This window comes from Streptomyces sp. NPDC046831, from assembly GCF_040645305.1.
Lineage (GTDB): Bacteria > Actinomycetota > Actinomycetes > Streptomycetales > Streptomycetaceae > Streptomyces.
The window spans coordinates 1-18,822 of sequence record NZ_JBEYXZ010000024.1 but is presented as its reverse complement, the minus strand read 5'-3'; the positions used below and the strand labels follow the sequence as shown (position 1 = coordinate 18,822).

The following is an 18,822-nucleotide window of genomic DNA, read 5'->3' as shown; positions in this document are numbered from 1 at the left end:
CCGGGCAGAAGACGACGTGGGCACGTGCCGCGATTCCATCACTCGTGCGCGATCGCCGCCAGCACGTTCATCCGCGAGGCACGCAGCGCGGGCAGCAGGGCCGCCACGATGCCCACGACCACGGAGCCGACCACCACCGAGACGACCGTGCCCCAGGGGATCGCGAGCGCCGTCATGCCCTGCAGGGCGAGCACCCGCTGCATGCACACGCCCCACACCAGCCCCAGCGCCAGCCCCAGGACCGCGCCGAAGACCGCGATCACGACCGACTCCAGCCGGATCATCCGGCGCAGCTGCCGCCGCGCGAGCCCGATGGCCCGCAGCAGCCCGATCTCCCGCGTCCGCTCCACCACCGACAGGGCCAGCGTGTTCACGACACCGAGGACCGCGATCACGATCGCCAGCCCGAGCAGGGCGTAGACGAGGTAGAGCAGCACCGCGATCTGGTCGTGCACCAGCTTCTTGTAGTCGGCCTGGTCGCGCACCTCCATCTGCGGGTACGGCGCGAGGCTCCGCTCCAGCGCCGAGCGCAGCAGGTCGGGCCCGGCGCCGGGGGCCGCGTTCACGTACAGCGCCGCGTCCGGCGTGCCGGGCACGTACTTCTCGACGGTCGCGATGCCGAAGTACAGCCCGCCCTCCACGCCGAAGCCCTCGACGGCGTCCTGGTCGGTCAGGGCGCCCACCGTCAGCTGCGCGCGCCGCCCGCTCTGGAACTCGACCGGCAGCACACTGCCCGGCCGCACGCGGTGCTGCCGGGCGAAGTCGACGTCCATGGCGATGTGGTCGTCGGCCAGGGCGGCGGCGGTGCCGCCCGCCGCGTAGTTGAGGTGGGCGACGTCGTCGAGCTGCCGGTCGTACCCGGCCGCGGTGGTCTGGACCCGCTTGCCGTCCGGCAGCCGCACCGCCACGGCCGCGAACCGCTGCCGCACCGCCAGGGCGGCCCCCGGCGTCCGGCGCACCACGTCCGTCACCTCCTGCGAGAACGGCTGGTAGCCACGGCTCTGCACGACGAAGTCGGCGCCGAGCGTGGTGTCGATCTGGTGGTCCAGGGACCGGGTGATGGACGCGCTCGCCACCGACAGCCCGCCCACCAGCGCCAGCCCCACCATGAGCGCCGCCGCGGTGGCTCCGGTCCGGCGCGGATTGCGCAGCGCGTTGCGCTGGCTCATCCGGCCGACCGATCCGAACACCGCCGGGAAGGCGCCGCCGAGCACCCGGATGAGCGGACGCACCAGCAGCGGGCCCGCGACCACGGTCGCGATCAGCGTCAGGGCGACGCCGAGCCCGAGGAGGGAGGCGGCGGTGGCGGTCCTGGTCGCGGCGGCGCAGCCGCCGAGCGCGGCCAGACCCGCCACGCCGACCAGTGAGCCCACGACGGCCCGCGCCCGCAGGGGCCGTCCCACGTCGGCGACCTCGGCGTCCGCCAGGGCAGCCATCGGCGACACCGCGGCGGCCCGCCGGGCCGGCAGGTAGGCCGCCACGAACGTGACGCCGACGCCCACGACGTACGCGGCGACCGGAGTCGGCCACTTGAAGACCATCTCGGCGGTCCTCAGGTTCATGCCGAAGGCACTCAGCAACTGGATCAGCCCGGCGGCGAGCCCGATCCCGGCCGCCAGGCCCAGCGTGGAGCCGACCAGGCCGAGCAGCACCGCCTCGGTCAGCACCGACCGCCGGACCTGCCGCCGGTCGGCGCCCAGGGCGCGCAGCAGACCCAGCTCACGGGTGCGCTGGGCGATCAGCATGGAGAAGGTGTTGACGATCAGGAAGATGCCGACGAGGACCGCGACACCGGCGAAGCCGACCATCACGTACTTGATGACGTCGAGGAAGCTGCCGAGTTCGGCCGCGGCCGACTTGGCCTGCTCGCCCGCCGTGCGCACGTCGTAGGCGGTCGTGCCGACGACCCGGCCGACGCGGCGCTTGAGCTCGCCGTCGGTGACTCCCTTCGCCGCGTCGACCGCGATGCCGGTGGCCCGGTCCGTGGAACCGAGCAGCCGCTTCTGCGCGGTGGCGGTGTCGAGGTACACCAGAGCCGAGCCCGGGTTGGTGGTGGTGAAGGTGGCGATCCCGACGACGCGCACCCGGAACGAGCCCGGCTGCGCCCGCACCGTGAGCGGGTCGCCGATCCGCACCTTCGCGTGCCGGGCCGTGTCGGCGTCCAGGACGGCCTCGCCGCCGCCGCGCGGTGTGTGGCCCGAGGTCAGCTCCACGGGACTGCGGTCGGTGTCCTGCCAGTTCCGGGCGATGGTCGGGGCGCCCGTGGTCGGGCCCACGGGCCGGTTCCGGCTGTCGACCACCACGGCGTTCGGGACGGAGGCGACCAGGCGGACGGCCGCCGCTCCGTCGACCCGCGCCACGCGGGGGGCCAGTGAGGCGGGGACCGTCTCGACCACACCGGTGGGCACGGAGGACCGCAGGCCGTGCCGCGGCTGGACGGTGACGTCGGCCGAGGTGGAGGCGAAGAGCCGGTTGAAGGTGCGGCCGACGGTGTCGGAGAAGATCAGGCTGCCCGCGACGAAGGCCACGGACAGCACGACGGCCAGCGCCGAGAGCAGCAGCCGCCCCTTGTGGGCGAGGAAGCTGCGCAGGGTCGCCCTGAGCACGGGATCAGCGTCCCTCGGGGGCGGCGCCCGGCCCGTCCACGGGGAGGAAACGGTCACTTTCCGGTGGCGGCGGACGGGTTCCGTCGCGGGTGGTGGCGTGCCCGTCGCCGGGGGAGACGCTCCCGGCCTCGCCCGAGGAGCCGGCGTCCCCCTTCTTCGGGGCGGCGACGTCCCCGCCGTGCGGGGGCGCTGCCTGCCCCCCGCGGGGGGCAGGGGCCGTCCCGTCGACGGAGGGGACGGCCCCGCGGAAGGAGGGGACCACCGCCCCGTCGACGCGGCCGGTGTCGAACCGCTTCATGCGTTCCAGCACCGCCTCGGCGGTCGGCCGCTCCGTGCGGTCCACGATCCGCCCGTCCGCCAGGAAGAGCACCAGGTCCGAGTGCGCGGCGGCGCTCGGGTCGTGGGTGACCATGACGACCGTCTGCCCGAGGTCGTCGACGGCCTCGCGGAGGAAGCCGAGCACCTCCAGGCCCGAGCGCGAGTCGAGGTTGCCGGTCGGCTCGTCCGCGAAGATCAGCTCGGGCCGGCCGGCGAGCGCCCGAGCGCAGGCGACGCGCTGCTGCTGGCCGCCGGAGAGCTGGGAGGGCAGGTGCCCGAGCCGGTCCCTCAGGCCGAGGGTGTCGACGACCTGGTTCAGCCACTCCTCGTCGGGCTTCTTGCCCGCGATGTCCATGGGCAGGGTGATGTTCTCGAGCGCGTTCAGCGTCGGGATGAGGTTGAACGACTGGAACATGAAGCCGATCCGGTCGCGCCGCAGCCGGGTCAGCTCCCGCTCCTTGAGCGCCGTGATCTCCGTGTCGCCGAGCCAGACCTGCCCCGCCGAGACGGTGTCGAGCCCGGCCAGACAGTGCATGAGGGTGGACTTGCCGGAGCCGGAGGGACCCATCACCGCGGTGAACCGGCCGCGTGCGATGTCCACGTCCACGGCGTCCAGCGCGAGTACCGCGGTCTCGCCCGAGCCGTACGCCTTCGTCAGGCTGCGGGCGCGGGCCGCGATGCCGCCGGCCGGCGCCCCGCCCGGCGCCGCAGCAGGTGTCGACACGACGGCCTCCCTGTGGTCCTTCGCGGATCGTCCCGGTTTTCCTTCGTCCCAGGATGAGCCTAGTGTGACCCGTCGCACACCAGGTATCCCCCCATTGGGCCGAAGCGGGCCAATGGCGGGGCGGCAAGGTGCGCCGCTCACCGGGCGCGGAAGGGGGGCTGCTGCGGTCCGGCGTCCGGCTCGTGGTCAGCCGGCCGTGTCCGGGTCGCCGTCCGCCGGCGTCCAGGCGGTGCCGAGCACGCAGTAGGACGTGGGCAGCTTCGGCCCCCTCCCGGGGAGCAGCAGCCGCCGGTACGGACCGAGCCGGAACCCGGCGTCCCGCAGGCCCGCGACCGGATCCCGGGCCAGGTGGCAGCCGCCGGCCAGGGGCGGCCACACCGTACGGTCCAGGGCGCGCTGAGTGAGCCTCATCGCCCGGCCGCCGCCCCTGCCGTGCTCGAAGAACCGCACCTCGCCGCCCGGACGCAGCACGCGCCGGACCTCGCCGAGGGCGCGGGCCGGGTCGCGCACGCTGCACAGCACCAGCGCGAGCACCACCGCGTCGAAGGCCTCGCTCTTGACCGGCAGCGCCTCCGCCACCCCGGGCACCACGTCCACCGGAACCCCGGAGCGCAGCGCCGCCTCCACGGCCCGCTGCCGCAGCAGGCGCTCCGGTTCGATGGCGACGACCTCCGAGACGGTGCCCGGGTAGTGCGCGAAGTTCAGCCCGTTGCCCGCGCGGATCTCGATGACCCGGCCGGTCAGCCCGGCGAGCAGTCTCTCGCGGATCCCCGCCATCCCGAAACCGGTCTCCGCGCGCACGCTGACGCGCGCGTAGTACCGCGCGAACAGCGGATGGCGGACGGGGCCGCGCGCCACGCTGCCGGAGCCGGCGGACCGAAACGGCATGGCGACCTCCCGGGCGGAACGGGACCTACGGCCATGCTGCCCCGCACCGGCGCGCCGCACGCTCGCCGGCGCGAACTCGCCCGGGGCGGCCGACGCCCGCCGGTGCGCGCCGCCCGGACCGGCCCACCTCCACCCCCGGCGGACTGGCCCGCGATGCAGGCACCCGCCCATCGGGCGGCGCCACCGGGCCGCCCGCCGGGTCCGGCCGTCAGTCCGCGGTGCCCGCGAAGGGATCGGGCGCCTCCCGGAGCGCGAAGGCCTCCGCGTCCCACCGGCCGTTCAGACGCGGTGCCAGCCACTCAGGAGCCGCCGCCCGGAAGTCTGCGGGCGCCAGCGCCCCGGCTCCGGCGGGCAGCGCGCCGAGCAGCGGCGCGCCGGCCACGTGCGGCAGGTCCGCCACGTTGCAGCGTGAGGCCAGATCGGCCTGCTCGGGCCAGCTGCCGATCACGACACCGAGCAGGTCCAGCCCCCGCACGCGCAGTTCACGGGCCGTGAGCTCCGTCGTGTTCAGCGTGCCGAGCCCCGCGGAGGCGACCACGAGCACCGGCGCCCGCAGCAGCCGGGCCGCGTCCGCGAGCGTCCCGCCCGCGGCGTCGAAGTGGACGAGCAGGCCGCCCGCTCCCTCCACCAGCACCAGGTCGTGCTCGGTGGCCAGTTTCGCGGCCGCCTCGGCCACCTCGTACGGGTGGACGGGCGCGAGACCGGCCCGCCGCGCGGCCGTGGCGGGCGCCAACGGCTCGGGGAAGCGTGCCAGTTCACGCGCGGTCACCGCACCGGCGAGCCGTGCCACCTCGTCGGCGTCCCCGCGCTCGCCGGGGGCGACACCCGTCTGGGCGGGTTTCAGCACGGCCACCGTCCGGCCGGCCCCGACGGCGGCCGCCGCGACGGCGGCGGTCGCCACCGTCTTCCCGACCTCGGTGCCCGTGCCCGTGATCACCAGTACCGGCATGTCATCCCTCCCGCGCCGCCGCGCACACCGCGCGGGCGATCCGCGCCACGTCCGCGTCGTACGTGACGTACGGCGGCATCGTGTACACCAGGTCCCGGAAGGGGCGCAGCCACACGCCCTCCCGTACGGCGGCCCGGGTGGCCGCCGTCATGTCCACCTCGTGGTCCAGCTGTACGACCCCGATCGCGCCGAGCACCCGTACGTCCTTCACGCCCGGCAGGTCGGCCGCGGGGGCCAGCCCGTCCCGCAGGCCGGCCTCGACGCGGCCGACCTCCGCACGCCAGTCCTGGTCCAGCAGCAGCCCGATCGAGGCGCAGGCCACAGCCGCCGCGAGGGGGTTGCCCATGAACGTCGGGCCGTGCGCGAGCACCGGCACCTCGCCGCGGGAGATGCCCTCGGCCACCCGCGTACTGCACAACGTGGCCGCCAGCGTCAGATAGCCGCCGGTCAGCGCCTTGCCCACGCACATGACGTCCGGCGCGACCGAGGCGTGCTCCGCCGCGAACAGCGTGCCGGTGCGGCCGAATCCGGTGGCGATCTCGTCGAAGACCAGCAGCACGTCGTGCTCGTCGCACGCCTCCCGCAGCACCCGCAGGTAGGCGGGGGAGTGGAACCGCATCCCGCCCGCGCCCTGCACCACCGGCTCGACGATCACCGCGGCGAGTTCGCCGGCGTGCCGTGCGACCGTCGTGCGCAGGTGGGCGGCGTACGCCTCGTCGTGGTCCGCGGGCGGCGCGTCGGCGAACACCTGCTTCGGCAGCACCCCGGTCCACAGCTCGTGCATCCCGCCCTCGGGGTCGCACACGGACATCGGCTGCCAGGTGTCGCCGTGGTACCCGCCGCGCCAGGTCATCAGCCGCCGCTTGGCCGGGCGGCCCAGGGAGCGCCAGTACTGCAGGCACATCTTGACCGCCACCTCGACCGACACCGAGCCGGAGTCGGCCAGGAACACGTGCTCCAGGCCCTCGGGCGACATGTCGACAAGGAGCTTCGCCAGGCGTACGGCGGGCTCGTGCGTGAGCCCGCCGAACATCACGTGGCTCATGCGGGCCAGCTGCTCGCGGGCCGCCTCGTTGAGCACCGGGTGGTTGTAGCCGTGGATCGCCGACCACCACGAGGACATGCCGTCGACCAGCTCGCCGGTGCCGCCGGCGAGCCGCAGCCGGACCCCGCTCGCCGACTCCACGACGAGCGGGTCCTGCCGGCCGGGCATCGGACCGTACGGGTGCCACACGTGCCGCCGGTCCAGGTCGAGCAGTTCGGGGAGGGGCAGGCCGGCCGGGTCAGGCATTGGGGGCGAGGTCCGTTCCAGCGCCCCGCCTGCGCACGGCGACCAGGTCCGTGCGCGGCGTCTCGGCCGCCGGTACCGCCGCCGGCCCGCAGACCCCGCCGCCCTCGTGCGATCCGCAGCCGCCGCCCTCGTGCGACCCGCACCCGGCGCCCTCCTCGGACCCGCACCCGGCGGACTCGTGCGTGCCGCAGCCCGACGTGGCGTGTGACCCGCAGCCGCCTCCGGCCGCCGCCCGGTGCTCCGGCAGCGTCACCTGCTCCGCGCCCTCGACCTCGAACCCGGCGTCCGCGATCATCTCCAGGTCGGCCTTGCCGGCCTGCCCCTCGCTGGTGAGGTAGTCGCCCAGGAAGATGGAGTTGGCCAGGTGCAGCGCGAGGGGCTGCATGCTCCGCAGGTGCACCTCGCGGCCGCCCGCGATCCGCACCTCCACGTCGGGGCAGACGAAGCGGACCATCGCGAGGATGCGCAGGCACCGCTGCGGGGTCAGGTTCCACTCCTTGGCGAGCGGCGTGCCCTCGAAGGGGATCAGGAAGTTCACCGGCACCGAGTCCGGGTCCAGCTCGCGCAGCGAGAAGACCACGTCGACGAGGTCCTCGTCGCTCTCACCCATGCCGGCGATCAGGCCCGAGCAGGCGGACAGCCCGGCCGCGTGCGCCTTCTGCACGGTGTCGACCCGGTCGGCGTAGGTGTGGGTGCTGGTGATGTCGCCGTACGTCGCCTCGGAGGTGTTGAGGTTGTGGTTGTAGGCGTCGGCGCCGGCCTCGCGCAGCCGCTCGGCCTGGCCGTCGGACAGCAGACCGAGACAGGCGCACACCTCGACGCCCTCGTTCCCGTCCTTGATCGCCTTGATGGTCTCGGAGACCCGGTCCACGTCCCGGTCCGTCGGGCCGCGCCCGCTGGCCACCAGGCAGACCCGCTTGGCGCCCCCGGCCAGCCCGGCCGCCGCGGCACGGGAGGCCTCGTCGGGTTTGAGCCAGGTGTACTTCAGGATGTCGGCCCGGGAGCCCAGCCGCTGCGAGCAGTAGGAGCAGTCCTCGGGGCACAGGCCCGACTTGAGGTTGACGAGATAGTTGAGTTTCACCCGCCGGCCGAACCAGTGCCGGCGCACCCTGCCGGCCGCGGCCACCACGTCGAGCACGTCGTCGTCGGAGGTGGCCAGCACGGCCAGCGCTTCCTCACGGGTCGGCAGCTCGCGCCGAAGCCCCTTGTCCACCAGCGTGTTCAGCAGGTCCATGAGAGCCGATCCTGTCCTACGGGGCGGCCCCAGGCCAAGGAGACTTCGCACAACAAGGGCACTTCGACGTGTGGGTATGGCCACATCTCGGTCCGCCGGCCCTCCCGCTAGTGTCTGTGCACTGCCTACAAAAGCCCTGGAGGAGCCATGGCGTTCGGCTGGATCGACGAGCAGGCCCGGGCGCGTCGCGGCGCGGGGCTCGTGCGGACCCTGCGCCCGCGTCCGGCCGACACGCCGCTGCTGGATCTGGCGAGCAACGACTACCTCGGGCTGGCCCGCCATCCCGAGGTCACGGAGGGCGCCGCGGCCGCGGCCCGCGCCTGGGGCGGCGGTGCCACCGGTTCCCGGCTGGTCACCGGCACCACGGAACTGCACACCGAACTGGAACGCGAACTGGCCGGTTTCTGCGGGTTCGAGGCCGCACTGGTGTTCTCCTCCGGGTACGCGGCCAACCTCGCCGCGGTCACGGCGCTCGCGCCGCACGGCTCCCTCGTCGTCTCCGACGCGGGCAACCACGCCTCGCTCATCGACGGGTGCCGGCTGGCCCGCGGCACGACGCAGGTGGTGGGACACGCCGACCCCGAGGCCGTGCGCAAGGCCCTGGCGGGCCACACCGGGCCGGCGCTCGTCGTCTCCGACACGGTCTTCTCGGTCGACGGCGACGCGGCCCCGCTCACCGCGCTCGCGGCGGCCTGCCGGGAGCACGGCGCGGGGCTGGTCGTCGACGACGCCCACGGCCTGGGTGTCCTCGGCGACGGCGGCCGCGGCGCGCCGCACGCGGCGGGGCTCGCCGGCGCGGAGGACGTGGTCGTGACGGTCACGCTGTCCAAGTCGCTGGGCAGTCAGGGCGGGGCCGTGCTGGGGCCCGCCCGGGTGATCGACCATCTGGTGAACGCGGCCCGGACGTTCATCTTCGACACCGGCCTGGCCCCCGCGGCGGCGGGCGCCGCCCTCGCCGCGCTGCGGTTGCTGCGCCGGGAGCCGGAGCGCGCGGCGCGGTCCCGCGCGGTGGCGGGCGAGCTGCACGCACGGCTGACGGCCGCGGGTCTGGACGCGGTACGTCCGGACGCCGCGGTCGTCTCCGTGCGCGCGCCGTCCCCGGAGGGGGCCGTGCGGTGGGCGGCCGACTGCCGGTCGGCGGGGCTGGCTGTGGGCTGTTTCCGTCCTCCTTCCGTACCCGACGGTGTCTCACGGCTCAGGCTGACCGCACGGGCCGACCTCTCCGGGGCGCAGATCGAACGGGCTGTCGCGGCGATCGGCGGCACACGACCGTGAGTCGGCGTGACACGGCCGGGTCCCGCCCGAGGCCGAACGGGTCGGCGGGCTCGGACCTGACGAGGGGTGTCACCGCAACGAGGTGAGGAACCCGGCCCAGCTCCCGGGGGAGAAGAGCAGCGCGGGGCCGGCCGGGTCCTTGGAGTCGCGCACGGCGAGCCGCCCGGCCGCGGGACCGGAGCGCGGTGACGCCGTCTCGACGCAGTTGTTGGCTCCCGTGCTGTAGCTGCTGCGCAGCCATCGCACGCCGTGCAGGTCGTTGCTGGAAGGTACGTGGCAAGGCAGGGCAGCGGGCATGGCGCCTCCTTACGCGGATGCTCCGTGAGCTGTCGCGGCGATGAAGTCCAACGAGTCCTCGGGGGAAAGAGCGTGCTCCTGAAGGGAGTTGAAGGCCTCCGAGTAAGCCTCTACGTCTTCTTTCCGTTCGAGATGCGCGCTACTCGTCAAGTGGTCGAGAACCACCACGTCCAGGTCAGAAGTGCTCAGGAATGAAAAGATGACAAAAGGTCCGGTGACGCCGATGTGCGCCCCCGCCGCGAACGGCAGCACCTGAAGGGTCACCTGGGGCAGCCGGGCCGCCTCCACCAGCCGCTCCAGCTGCCGCGCCAGGACGCCCGGCCCGCCGACCTCCCGCCGCAGCACCGCCTCGTCGAGCACCGCGCTCAGCTCCAGCGGCGGCTGCGCCCGCAGCACGTCCTGCCGGGCCAGCCGCACCTCCACCAGCGCGTCCAGCTGCTCCTCGTCGAGGCCCTCCACCGCCGCCCGGGTCACCGCACGCGCGTACTCGGGCGTCTGCAGCAGGCCGGGCACGACCGAGGTCTCCAGCGTGCGCATGGCGCTGGCCTGCGACTCCAGGCTGATGAAGTCGCGGTAGGTCGGCGGCAGGACACCCCGGTAGGCCTGCCACCAGTGGTGCCGGCCTGCGCCGTCGTGCGAGCCCGCCAGCACCGTCAGCAGCTCGCGCAACCGGGCGTCCTCGACGGCGTAGGCGTCCAGGAGCAGCCGCACGTCGGCCGGCTTCACACCGCTCGCGCCGGTCTCGATCCGGCTGACCTTCGACTGGTGCCACCCGACCAGGCCGGCCGCCTCTTCGCTCGTCAGGCCGGCCGCGGTGCGCAGGGCGCGAAGTTCGGCGCCCAGCTTCCGGCGGCGTACCGCGGGACCGTGCTGCATGGGCTACTCCCTATCCCCTCCGCGCCGCCCGAATACGGTCTGCCGTCGCAGAGTTCACCGCTTCGAGCGACAGATATATGCATATCTCGGTGGAACGCCGTCGTGGGCGACGCGGTGATGGCAGTCTGACGACGAGGCACCAGTCCGGGACCGTACTCGAACCATCCGCTCCGTGTCGGTCTGCGGTCGCGCGGGAAAGGGATGACGTCGCCATGGCAGACCATCTGGAAGCATCCGTCACTCTGCCGAGCGAACCGGTCTCGGTGTCGGCGGCCCGCAGCTTCGTCGCGGACACCCTGACGGAGTGGGGCCTGCCGGCGGAGGCGGACACCGCCGACACGGTCCGGCTCATCATCTCCGAACTGGCCACCAACGCCGTCCAGCACACGTTCGGTCAGTCGCCGACCTTCACGGTCGACCTCCTGCTCGACCGCGACGAGCAGTTGCGCATCGGTGTCACCGACAGCCACCCCCGGTTCCCGAAACGGCTCCCGGGCGCCGTCCAGCAGGACAACGGCCGGGGCATGGTGATCATCCGGTGGCTGACGGCCGAGTACGGGGGCCGGTTCAGCGTCAGACCCACGCGCGAGGGCGGCAAGACCGTCTGCATCGCGCTGCCCTGGCCGGTGCTCACCCCTCCGGTCACGGCGGCGGGGCCGCCGGAGCCGTAGGGCTGCCCGGTGGGCCCGCCACCGCCGGGCGGACGGCCCGGGGGCCGCGGTCCCGCCGCCGGGCCGCGCCAGCCGCACGAGCCGCGTCGGCCGGAGGCGCCGTAGGGGCCGGGCAGCCGCCTGGGCTGCCTCAGCCGCACGGGCGTTGTCGGCGGGCCTGCCCTCGGCCGCGTCGGCCGGAGTCGCCGTCGGGGACCGGGCGGCCGACCCGGGCCGCGTCAGCCGTACGGCCCGCGTCGGCCGGCCTGGCCTCGGCCGCGTCGGCCGGAGTCGCCGTCAGCGAGCAGCTGCAGCCGCAGTGGACCGGACCGTTGCCGGCCGCCTCAGCGCCGACGGGTTCCTCAGAGCCGCGTCGGCCGCAACGGCCCGTCCGGGACCGCGTCGGCCGCAACGGCCGGCCCGGGGCCGCGTCAGCCGGGTCCGCCGTCGGGGGCAGCGCAGCCGCAGCGCGCCGCCCAGGAGGGCGGGACCGCACGCCGCGGCCTCCGTCGGGCGATCGCCGTGCGCGGGGGCCCGGTCACGGGACCGCGGCTCGCCGGCCGGGGGCGGGGCGGTGCGTCAGGGCACCGCCACCCGGCCCGGCCGGCCCGACGGACCCGGCCGGCCCCTCGCCCCCTGCGGGCCGGGTCAGCCGACCCGCCCGTACCAGACGCTCTTCGTCCAGATCTTCTGCAGCCGCACCACGTCTCCCGTCTTCGGGGCGTGCCAGATCTTGCCCTTACCCGCGTAGATGCCCACGTGGTACACGTTCGAGCCCGAGTGGAAGAACACCAGGTCTCCGGCCCGGCGGCTCTTCGCGGAGATGTGGCGGCTCTTGTTGTACTGCTGGGCCGCCGTACGGGGCAGCTTCTTGCCCGCCTTCTTGAACGAGTACAGCGTGAGCCCCGAGCAGTCGAAGCGCCGCGGACCCACGGCCCCGTACTTGTACGGGGAGCCCTTCTTGGACGCCGCGATGTGCAGCGCCTTCGTCGCCGACGTGGCGGCCGCGGCCTCGGAGGCGACACCGGGGACCACGATCGAGCCGCCGACGGCGGCGATGGTCAGGGCCGAGGCCGTGCCGGCCCGGGCCATGAGCGACGGGACACGATTCAGCGCAGTCATGCGCAACCCTTCGTCAGCCGCCTGTGAAGGATGACCTGTCGGATTCGGGCTGGCGAAGTAGCCCGGCCGCGTTGCCGCGGCTTCACCCCAAGGGCTGCTCGGCCCGGCCATGACATGGCCGTTCCGGCGACCCGTCGTACTTGGGTCCTCCACTCCTGCCGATCCACTTCCGTCGACCGGTCATCCGGGCGGCGGCAGGACTCGGCGTCCGCCCGGACCGCCCCGCCGTTGTGGCGGGGGCTTGTCGTCAGACACGGATCTTGGCTCACGGATGTCCGAAAATCCCAACGGAACCGGGGATTTGTGTTGTTACTCACCACTCACCCGTTCGGGTGGACACCCCACCGATCGAACGTCTGTCGCGGGTCCCGACGAGTCCCGGACCTGCGGCGGAACGCTTCATTCCGACCAACGGGCAGGCGCTGTGCGCAACTCGGACAGCCCTTGGAGAGGAGCTGGAAGTCGACCGGAAGGGCGTAGGCCGTTCGGCTCGTTCTGCGGCGGAACCGTGCCCTCCGTCGACGGCGAGGAGGGAGCGCGTCGGTGGTACGGCGTCAACTTCGCTGCGCCGGCGGGACGGTGACACGCGCCGTGCGCCGCTCCCCGTCCAGCACCCGCAGCGCCCGTGCCAGGGTGGTGGAGTGCAGCTCGCTCTCGCCCCGCTGGTGCATCAGGCTGAGCGCGTCCCGCAGCCCGGCTGCCTCGCGGACGAGCGCCTGAGCAGCCCTCAGGCCGCGGTAGGTGCTCCCCTCGCGGGCGGGGTTGATCCGGCCCAGCAGGTCGGCCACGCGGAGGTAATGGTCGATCAGCTCGCCCTCGGCGTGGGTCAGGGCGGGCATCGGTGGCAGCTCGGGCGGCAGCACGGGCGCGTCACCTCGCACCCGGTGCGGCCTGCGGGCCCCTGTGGCCGGTGACGACGCGGTCGACCAGCCCGTGCGCCGGCGCGGCCGGCGCGTCCAGGACCGTTTCCCGCTCCAGGTCCGCGCTCACCTGCCGCGGGGCCCGCCCGGTGTGCCGCACCAGCATCTCCTCCAGGCGTGTCCACACGCGCGCCATCTCCTCCGCCCGGGTGGTCAGGCAGGACGTCCGCCCCCGCAGCGGCTCGGAGACCGGCGGCTGGCCGAGGGTCACGCGGGCGCCGGGCAGGACGGACCGCTTGCCCGGAGTCCCCGCGGCCGGCAGGACGGCCGCGTACCGGTCCGCCCGGCCCAGGCAGGTGGTCGCCACGTCGCAGCCCACGTACCGCATCGTGTCGTAGATCGCCGCCATCGCGCCGAACGCGCCGCCGGGCGAGTTGACGTACAGCGCGATGTCGCGGTCCGGGTCCCGGTGCTCCAGGTGCACGAGCTGTGCGATCACGTCGTTCGCCGCGGTGTCGTCGATCGGTGTGCCGAGGACGACGATCCGCTCCTCGAACAGTCCGGCGTACGGGTCGAGTATCCGGTCTGAGAGGCTCGTGCGCTCGGTGAAGGCGGGCAGGGCGTGGCGGGCGGACGGTCGGTTCATGCGCATCCCCTCCAGCGGCAGGAAGTCTCCGGTGGCCTCGGCGAAAAATGTACAGGACGTACGTTCTCTACGGAGGCGTCGGCTCGTGCCCGGGGCGCCGGGTCGTGGCGGCGGCGGTCCTGAGAGAAGCTGGTGCTCCGGCCGCGCGACGACCGAGGTGGTCCCGATGGCGTTCTTCGCGATATCCGAGCGGCATCCCCTCAAGCCGCTGTCCGTCACCGATCTGGTGCTGGAGCACGAACGGCTGCACGAGGAGATCGACCAGCTGCAGCGCGCCCTGACCTCCCATGCCGTGATCGACCAGGCGATCGGCGCGGTGGTGGTCGTCGGGCGCATCCCGCCCGACGACGCCTGGCTGGTGCTGCGGGACGTCTCCCAGCGCACGAACACCAAGCTGCGCACGGTCGCCGAGCACGTCCTGAAGTTCGCCCAGGGCGGCGCCCTCTCCGACACCGAGCTGGAGGAACTCCGGCGGGCGCTCGACCGGCACGCGGTGCGTCTCTCCGCCGACCGGGCCCGGCACTGAGCCGCCGGCCGCGCCCAGGGCCCGTCCTCGTCCCGCGCCGGACATCGGGCACGCCACTGACCTGCGCTTTCGTCGTCCCCCGCGCCCCGGACGAACACCGTGGACGCCCCGTAAGCTGGGGGTATGGCCTACGAGATTCCGGTGACGCAAGCCAGAGCTGAGCTCGCCGACCTGATCAACCGGGTGGTGTACGGCGGGGAGCGCGTGGTGGTCACCCGGCACGGCAAGCCCCTCGTCGCCCTGGTCTCCGCCGCCGACCTCGAACGGCTGGAGCAGGCCGAGGAGCCCGCGGAGGAGCAGGTGGTGAGCGCGGTCTCCCGGGTCCGCGACACGCCCTCCGCCCCGAGCGAGCGGCAACGCTTCGGCATCACCGCCGAACACCGCGGCCCCGACCCCCGGTAGCGCCCGCCCGGCGACGCCCGTGGGGCACCGTTCGCGTGCGCCCCGACGAAGGACGTCGAGGTGGTCTCCTGGCGGATGCCGGGGTCCGAGCAACAGGCCTCACCGTGTCGCCACCTCCGGCGAGGTGCCCCACCCCGGCACGGTCGGGAGGTACGCCGCCGTGTCGACACGTTCGTACGCGCCCGCCGGTCCGCGAACGCGCGCGACGCGCGGCGTGTCCGGCGACGCCAGGACCGCGGCTCGCGGTCGGCGAGGCGGAGGACTCGGTGCCGATCCGCCGGTTCCCGTTGCCGGGCGGCGCCCGCACGGGTGCACATGAGGCCGCCGACGCGCGGGTCTCCCGTGCGGCACAGCGGGATGCGCCCCGTCACCCGACGGTAAGACCGGCTTCCCCCCATCGGGTGATCCTGGACCTTCGTCCCACGACCACCGGCCGGATCCGCCGGCACGGCCGGACAGCCGGGCGGGGCGCCCACCGGGGAGCCGGCTCCGGCCCCTGTCATGCGGGGCCGGCGCCTCTCCGCAAGAGCGCACGAGCCGCCGGTCGAACAGGCCGCGGGAGCGGGTGCGCAGCCGATCGGGCCGGGGCCGGACGCGGTCCCGGCCCGATCGGCGTAACGCCGCCGAAACTCCGGCGAACTACCCTGCCGATCCACGCCACCTGGGGTCATCCGTCCGGGTTGCCCGGGAACGCGCAACCGGTGTGTCGGAACCCGCCCCGTCGCGGTGGCTGCGGCAACCGGGCCCCGCACGGTCCGGAGCGAGGACTGTGAGGTGGGCACGTGCAACTGACCCCGCACGAGCAGGAGAGACTGCTGATCCACGTGGCGGCCGACGTCGCCGCGAAGCGCCGGGCCCGCGGCGTGAGGCTGAACCACCCGGAGGCGGTCGCGCTCATCGCGGCGCACGTCCTCGAAGGGGCCCGCGACGGCCGTACGGTCGCCGAGCTCATGTCCTCCGGACGCAAGGTCCTCACCCGCGCCGACGTCATGGACGGCGTTCCGGAGATGATCGCCGACGTCCAGGTGGAAGCCACCTTCCCGGACGGCACCAAGCTCGTCACCGTGCACGGGCCGATCGTCTGAAGGGGGCGGCTTTGATTCCCGGAGAGATCCTGTTCGCCGACGGCCCGATCGTCTGCAACGAGGGCCGCGAGGTCACGCGGCTGACCGTCCTCAACGCCGCCGACCGGCCCGTCCAGGTCGGCTCCCACTACCACTTCGCCGAGGCGAACCCGGGACTGGAGTTCGACCGCGCCGCCGCCCACGGCAAGCGGCTCGACGTTCCCGCCGGCACCGCCGTGCGCTTCGAACCGGGCATCCCCGTCGACGTCGGCCTCGTCCCGATCGGCGGCGCCCGTGTCGTGCCCGGACTGCGCGGCGAGACGGCGGGCGCCCTCGACGGGCGTGACATGCGTGGGGCCGCCGGGCCGCCGGCGACCGACGACGGGCACGACCGCCCCGGGGCCGGCGGGGCGAACGGAGCGGCCGGTGCCTGAGGTCTCCCGCGCCGCGTACGCCGACCTGTTCGGCCCCACCACCGGCGACCGCATCCGGCTCGCCGACACCGACCTGCTGATCGAGATCGAGGAGGACCGCTCCGGCGGACCCGGGCGCGCCGGCGACGAGGCGGTGTTCGGCGGCGGCAAGGTCATCCGCGAGTCCATGGGCCAGTCACGGGCCACCCGCGCGGACGGCGCCCCGGACACCGTGATCACCGGCGCGGTGATCGTCGACCACTGGGGCGTCGTCAAGGCCGACGTGGGCATCCGCGACGGCCGGCTCACCGGCATCGGCAAGGCGGGCAACCCCGACACCATGGACGGCGTCCATCCCGACCTGGTGATCGGCCCGGAGACCGAGGTCATCGCGGGCAACGGCCGCATCCTCACCGCAGGGGCCGTCGACGCGCACGTGCACTTCATCTGCCCGCGGATCGCCGACGAGGCCCTGGCCGCCGGCGTCACGACGCTCGTCGGCGGCGGCACCGGCCCGGCGGAGGGCTCGAAGGCGACCACCGTCACCCCCGGCCCCTGGCACCTGGCCCGCGTCCTGGAGGCGATGGAGGCCTACCCGCTCAACATCGGCCTGCTCGGCAAGGGCAACACCGTCTCGCACGAGGCGATGCTCTCCCAGATCCGCGGCGGCGCGCTCGGCCTGAAACTGCACGAGGACTGGGGGGCGACGCCCGCCGTCATCGACGCCGCGCTGACCGTCGCCGACCGGACCGGCGTCCAGGTCGCCCTCCACACCGACACCCTCAATGAGGCGGGCTTCGTCGGCGACACGCTCGCCGCGATCGCCGGCCGCGGCATCCACGCGTACCACACCGAGGGTGCGGGCGGCGGGCACGCCCCCGACATCATGACCGTGGTCTCCGAGCCGCACGTGCTGCCCAGTTCGACGAACCCGACCCGGCCCTTCACCGTCAACACCGCCGAGGAGCACCTCGACATGCTGATGGTGTGCCACCACCTCAACGCGGCGGTGCCGGAGGACCTGGCCTTCGCCGAGTCGCGGATCCGGCCCTCGACGATCGGCGCCGAGGACGTCCTGCACGACCTCGGCGCGATCTCGATCATCTCCTCCGACTCCCAGGCCATGGGACGGGTGGGCGAGGTCGTCCTGCGCACCTGGCAGACCGCGCACGTCATGAAGCGGCGCCGCGGCGCCCTGCCGGGCGACGGGCGCGCGGACAACCACCGCGTCCGCCGCTATGTCGCCAAGTACACGATCAATCCCGCGCTGGCGCAGGGCCTCGCCCGGGAGATCGGTTCGGTGCAGAGCGGCAAGCTCGCCGATCTGGTGCTGTGGGAACCAGCGTTCTTCGGAGTGAAGCCGCACCTCGTCATCAAGGGCGGGCAGATCGCGTACGCGCAGTTGGGCGACGCCAACGCCTCGATCCCGACGCCGCAGCCGGTCCTGCCGCGGCCGATGTACGGGGCGATCGGGCGGGCACCCGCCGCGAACTCCGTCAACTTCGTCGCGCCCGCGGCGCTGGAGGACGGCCTTCCCGAGCGGCTGCGGCTCGGGAAGCGGTGCGCGGCCATCGAGTCGACCAGGGGCGTCACCAAGGCGGACATGCGGGAGAACGACGCGCGTCCGCGGGTGGAGATCGACCCCGACAGCTTCGCCGTACGCATCGACGGGGAGCCGGTCGAGGCGGTGCCCGCCGCGGAACTGCCCATGGCCCAGCGTTACTTCCTCTTCTGATGTCCCGGGGGACACTGCTCGTCCTGGCCGACGGGCGCTTTCCGGCCGGGGGGCACGCGCACTCCGGCGGGGCGGAGGCGGCCGTCCGGGCCGGCCGCGTCACCGGGGCGGCGAGCCTGGAGGCCTTCTGCCGGGGGCGGCTGCACACGGCGGGCCTGGTGGCGGCCGCGCTCGCCGCGGCGGCCGCCCTCGGACACGACCCCGGCGAGCTGGACGCCGCGGCGGACGCGCGGACACCGTCGCCCGCTCTGCGCCTCGCCGCCCGGAAGCTGGGGCGGCAGCTGGCGCGGGCCGCCCGCGCCACCTGGCCCTCGCCCGAACTGGACGCCCTGGCACGGGCGTTCCCGAAAGGAGCCCACCAGCCCGTGGTCCTGGGCCTGACGGCGCGGGTGGCGGGGCTGGGCCCCGACGACGCGGCGTACTGCGCGGCCTACGAGAGCGTGAGCGGACCGGCCACGGCGACGGTGCGCCTGCTGAGCCTGGACCCGTTCGAGGCGACGGCGGTGCTGGCCCGGCTGGCGCCGGAGCTCGACCGCGTCGCCGACCGCGCCGTCCTGGCGGCCCGTCAGGCACTCGACGACGGCGCCGACGCCCTGCCCGCGGCCTCCGCGCCCGTGCTGGAGATCGGCGCCGAGGCGCACGCGGCCCGGCCGGTACGGCTGTTCGCGTCGTGAACCTTGTCCGACCATGCGCGTCTGCCGTGCGACGCCCTGCACGCTCCCCAAGCTCTCGGCTTCGCCCGAGCAGGGGGTACCCCCCACTCGCCGCACCGGCCCCGGACCCGAGTACGTCCAGTACGAGGGCCTGGGGCCGGCACGCCGGGAGCACGCACCGGACGCCGCGCGGCCGCCCTTCGGGCGACGACGCGCATGGTCGGACAGGTCCTGGGCCGTGTCCGCGAAGTCCCCCGGCCCCCCCAACCGGGACCAAGCCGGCCCCGCCCCCC

Annotated in this window: 19 protein-coding genes and 1 riboswitch; of the genes, 8 read left to right on the top strand and 11 right to left on the bottom strand. The window is 74.4% G+C overall.

Translation table 11 applies throughout. The annotated features are described in order from the left end of the window. Nucleotides 1–38: 38 nt before the first annotated feature. From ABZ920_RS20495 to bioB, 6 genes are all read right to left on the bottom strand, one after another. Entirely contained in the window at nucleotides 39–2,606 is a 2,568-nt protein-coding gene (locus tag ABZ920_RS20495) for an FtsX-like permease family protein (RefSeq protein WP_361506674.1), read from the bottom strand. A 4-nt stretch (nucleotides 2,607–2,610) separates the two neighbouring features. Further along, entirely contained in the window at nucleotides 2,611–3,648 is a 1,038-nt protein-coding gene (locus tag ABZ920_RS20490) for an ABC transporter ATP-binding protein (protein WP_361506671.1), read from the bottom strand. Between the two features lie 186 nt (nucleotides 3,649–3,834). Beyond that, nucleotides 3,835–4,536 (bottom strand): class I SAM-dependent methyltransferase, encoded by a 702-nt coding sequence (locus tag ABZ920_RS20485; RefSeq protein ID WP_361506668.1) that lies wholly within the window; start codon nucleotides 4,534–4,536, stop codon nucleotides 3,835–3,837. A gap of 208 nt (nucleotides 4,537–4,744) precedes the next feature. Further along, a complete protein-coding gene (gene bioD, locus ABZ920_RS20480) occupies nucleotides 4,745–5,485 on the bottom strand; it encodes a dethiobiotin synthase (protein WP_361506666.1) in 741 nt (246 codons plus the stop codon). Between the two features lies 1 nt (nucleotide 5,486). Then, entirely contained in the window at nucleotides 5,487–6,776 is a 1,290-nt protein-coding gene (locus ABZ920_RS20475; protein WP_361506663.1) for an adenosylmethionine--8-amino-7-oxononanoate transaminase, read from the bottom strand. After that, a complete protein-coding gene (bioB, locus tag ABZ920_RS20470) occupies nucleotides 6,769–8,010 on the bottom strand; it encodes a biotin synthase BioB (protein WP_361506660.1) in 1,242 nt (413 codons plus the stop codon). The genes ABZ920_RS20475 and bioB overlap by 8 nt, the downstream gene beginning before the upstream one ends. Before the next feature lie 147 nt (nucleotides 8,011–8,157). Between bioB and ABZ920_RS20465 the strand changes: the two genes are divergently transcribed. Continuing rightward, nucleotides 8,158–9,285 (top strand): 8-amino-7-oxononanoate synthase, encoded by a 1,128-nt coding sequence (locus ABZ920_RS20465; RefSeq protein ID WP_361506657.1) that lies wholly within the window; start codon nucleotides 8,158–8,160, stop codon nucleotides 9,283–9,285. A gap of 69 nt (nucleotides 9,286–9,354) precedes the next feature. On the opposite strand, the gene ABZ920_RS20460 is transcribed toward ABZ920_RS20465, so the two are convergent. Both ABZ920_RS20460 and ABZ920_RS20455 read right to left on the bottom strand, forming a co-directional pair. Beyond that, nucleotides 9,355–9,582 carry a DUF397 domain-containing protein gene (locus tag ABZ920_RS20460; RefSeq protein WP_361506654.1) on the bottom strand — a complete coding sequence of 76 codons (228 nt, stop codon included), beginning with the start codon at nucleotides 9,580–9,582 and terminating at the stop codon, nucleotides 9,355–9,357. 9 nt (nucleotides 9,583–9,591) lie between these two features. Further along, a complete protein-coding gene (locus ABZ920_RS20455) occupies nucleotides 9,592–10,458 on the bottom strand; it encodes a helix-turn-helix transcriptional regulator (protein ID WP_361506651.1) in 867 nt (288 codons plus the stop codon). A gap of 212 nt (nucleotides 10,459–10,670) precedes the next feature. Here ABZ920_RS20455 and ABZ920_RS20450 point away from each other — a divergent pair, with 212 nt between their 5' ends. Further along, nucleotides 10,671–11,129: an ATP-binding protein gene (locus ABZ920_RS20450; RefSeq protein WP_361506648.1), complete on the top strand. Its 459-nt coding sequence runs from the start codon at nucleotides 10,671–10,673 to the stop codon at nucleotides 11,127–11,129. 627 nt (nucleotides 11,130–11,756) lie between these two features. On the opposite strand, the gene ABZ920_RS20445 is transcribed toward ABZ920_RS20450, so the two are convergent. The 3 genes from ABZ920_RS20445 to ABZ920_RS20435 all read right to left on the bottom strand — a co-directional run bounded on the left by ABZ920_RS20445 (nucleotide 11,757) and on the right by ABZ920_RS20435 (nucleotide 13,736). Then, the gene (locus ABZ920_RS20445) at nucleotides 11,757–12,230 is read right to left on the bottom strand and encodes a C40 family peptidase (RefSeq protein WP_361506645.1); all 474 of its coding nucleotides are present in this window, start codon (nucleotides 12,228–12,230) and stop codon (nucleotides 11,757–11,759) included. Nucleotides 12,231–12,233: 3 nt separating this feature from the next. Then, nucleotides 12,234–12,415: riboswitch (cyclic di-AMP (ydaO/yuaA leader) on the bottom strand. Nucleotides 12,416–12,784: 369 nt separating this feature from the next. Next, on the bottom strand, nucleotides 12,785–13,093 hold the full coding sequence (locus tag ABZ920_RS20440) for a hypothetical protein (protein WP_361506642.1): 309 nt from the start codon (nucleotides 13,091–13,093) through the stop codon (nucleotides 12,785–12,787). Nucleotides 13,094–13,100: 7 nt separating this feature from the next. Next, the gene (locus ABZ920_RS20435; protein WP_361506639.1) at nucleotides 13,101–13,736 is read right to left on the bottom strand and encodes an ATP-dependent Clp protease proteolytic subunit; all 636 of its coding nucleotides are present in this window, start codon (nucleotides 13,734–13,736) and stop codon (nucleotides 13,101–13,103) included. A gap of 166 nt (nucleotides 13,737–13,902) precedes the next feature. Here ABZ920_RS20435 and ABZ920_RS20430 point away from each other — a divergent pair, with 166 nt between their 5' ends. The 6 genes from ABZ920_RS20430 (at nucleotide 13,903) to ABZ920_RS20405 (ending at nucleotide 18,550) form a co-directional block, all read left to right on the top strand. Continuing rightward, the gene (locus ABZ920_RS20430) at nucleotides 13,903–14,262 is read left to right on the top strand and encodes an ANTAR domain-containing protein (RefSeq protein WP_361506636.1); all 360 of its coding nucleotides are present in this window, start codon (nucleotides 13,903–13,905) and stop codon (nucleotides 14,260–14,262) included. A gap of 123 nt (nucleotides 14,263–14,385) precedes the next feature. Continuing rightward, nucleotides 14,386–14,664 carry a type II toxin-antitoxin system Phd/YefM family antitoxin gene (locus ABZ920_RS20425; RefSeq protein ID WP_361506633.1) on the top strand — a complete coding sequence of 93 codons (279 nt, stop codon included), beginning with the start codon at nucleotides 14,386–14,388 and terminating at the stop codon, nucleotides 14,662–14,664. 782 nt (nucleotides 14,665–15,446) lie between these two features. Next, nucleotides 15,447–15,749, top strand: coding sequence for an urease subunit gamma (locus ABZ920_RS20420; protein WP_361506630.1), 303 nt, complete (start codon nucleotides 15,447–15,449; stop codon nucleotides 15,747–15,749). 11 nt (nucleotides 15,750–15,760) lie between these two features. Beyond that, the gene (locus ABZ920_RS20415) at nucleotides 15,761–16,162 is read left to right on the top strand and encodes an urease subunit beta (protein ID WP_361506627.1); all 402 of its coding nucleotides are present in this window, start codon (nucleotides 15,761–15,763) and stop codon (nucleotides 16,160–16,162) included. Continuing rightward, on the top strand, nucleotides 16,155–17,876 hold the full coding sequence (locus tag ABZ920_RS20410) for an urease subunit alpha (protein ID WP_361506624.1): 1,722 nt from the start codon (nucleotides 16,155–16,157) through the stop codon (nucleotides 17,874–17,876). The genes ABZ920_RS20415 and ABZ920_RS20410 overlap by 8 nt, the downstream gene beginning before the upstream one ends. Then, nucleotides 17,876–18,550 (top strand): urease accessory UreF family protein, encoded by a 675-nt coding sequence (locus tag ABZ920_RS20405; protein ID WP_361506621.1) that lies wholly within the window; start codon nucleotides 17,876–17,878, stop codon nucleotides 18,548–18,550. The genes ABZ920_RS20410 and ABZ920_RS20405 overlap by 1 nt, the downstream gene beginning before the upstream one ends. Nucleotides 18,551–18,822: the final 272 nt, after the last annotated feature.

Excerpts from the sequence above, each read along its gene's own strand:
- ABZ920_RS20485 (WP_361506668.1), bottom strand. The coding sequence starts at position 4,536 with ATGCCGTTTCGGTCCGCCGGCTCCGGCAGCGTGGCGCGCGGCCCCGTC.
- bioD (WP_361506666.1), bottom strand. The coding sequence starts at position 5,485 with ATGCCGGTACTGGTGATCACGGGCACGGGCACCGAGGTCGGGAAGACG.
- ABZ920_RS20475 (WP_361506663.1), bottom strand. The coding sequence starts at position 6,776 with ATGCCTGACCCGGCCGGCCTGCCCCTCCCCGAACTGCTCGACCTGGAC.
- bioB (WP_361506660.1), bottom strand. The coding sequence starts at position 8,010 with ATGGACCTGCTGAACACGCTGGTGGACAAGGGGCTTCGGCGCGAGCTG.
- ABZ920_RS20465 (WP_361506657.1), top strand. The coding sequence starts at position 8,158 with ATGGCGTTCGGCTGGATCGACGAGCAGGCCCGGGCGCGTCGCGGCGCG.
- ABZ920_RS20460 (WP_361506654.1), bottom strand. The coding sequence starts at position 9,582 with ATGCCCGCTGCCCTGCCTTGCCACGTACCTTCCAGCAACGACCTGCAC.
- ABZ920_RS20455 (WP_361506651.1), bottom strand. The coding sequence starts at position 10,458 with ATGCAGCACGGTCCCGCGGTACGCCGCCGGAAGCTGGGCGCCGAACTT.
- ABZ920_RS20450 (WP_361506648.1), top strand. The coding sequence starts at position 10,671 with ATGGCAGACCATCTGGAAGCATCCGTCACTCTGCCGAGCGAACCGGTC.
- ABZ920_RS20445 (WP_361506645.1), bottom strand. The coding sequence starts at position 12,230 with ATGACTGCGCTGAATCGTGTCCCGTCGCTCATGGCCCGGGCCGGCACG.
- ABZ920_RS20435 (WP_361506639.1), bottom strand. The coding sequence starts at position 13,736 with ATGAACCGACCGTCCGCCCGCCACGCCCTGCCCGCCTTCACCGAGCGC.
- ABZ920_RS20430 (WP_361506636.1), top strand. The coding sequence starts at position 13,903 with ATGGCGTTCTTCGCGATATCCGAGCGGCATCCCCTCAAGCCGCTGTCC.
- ABZ920_RS20425 (WP_361506633.1), top strand. The coding sequence starts at position 14,386 with ATGGCCTACGAGATTCCGGTGACGCAAGCCAGAGCTGAGCTCGCCGAC.
- ABZ920_RS20405 (WP_361506621.1), top strand. The coding sequence starts at position 17,876 with ATGTCCCGGGGGACACTGCTCGTCCTGGCCGACGGGCGCTTTCCGGCC.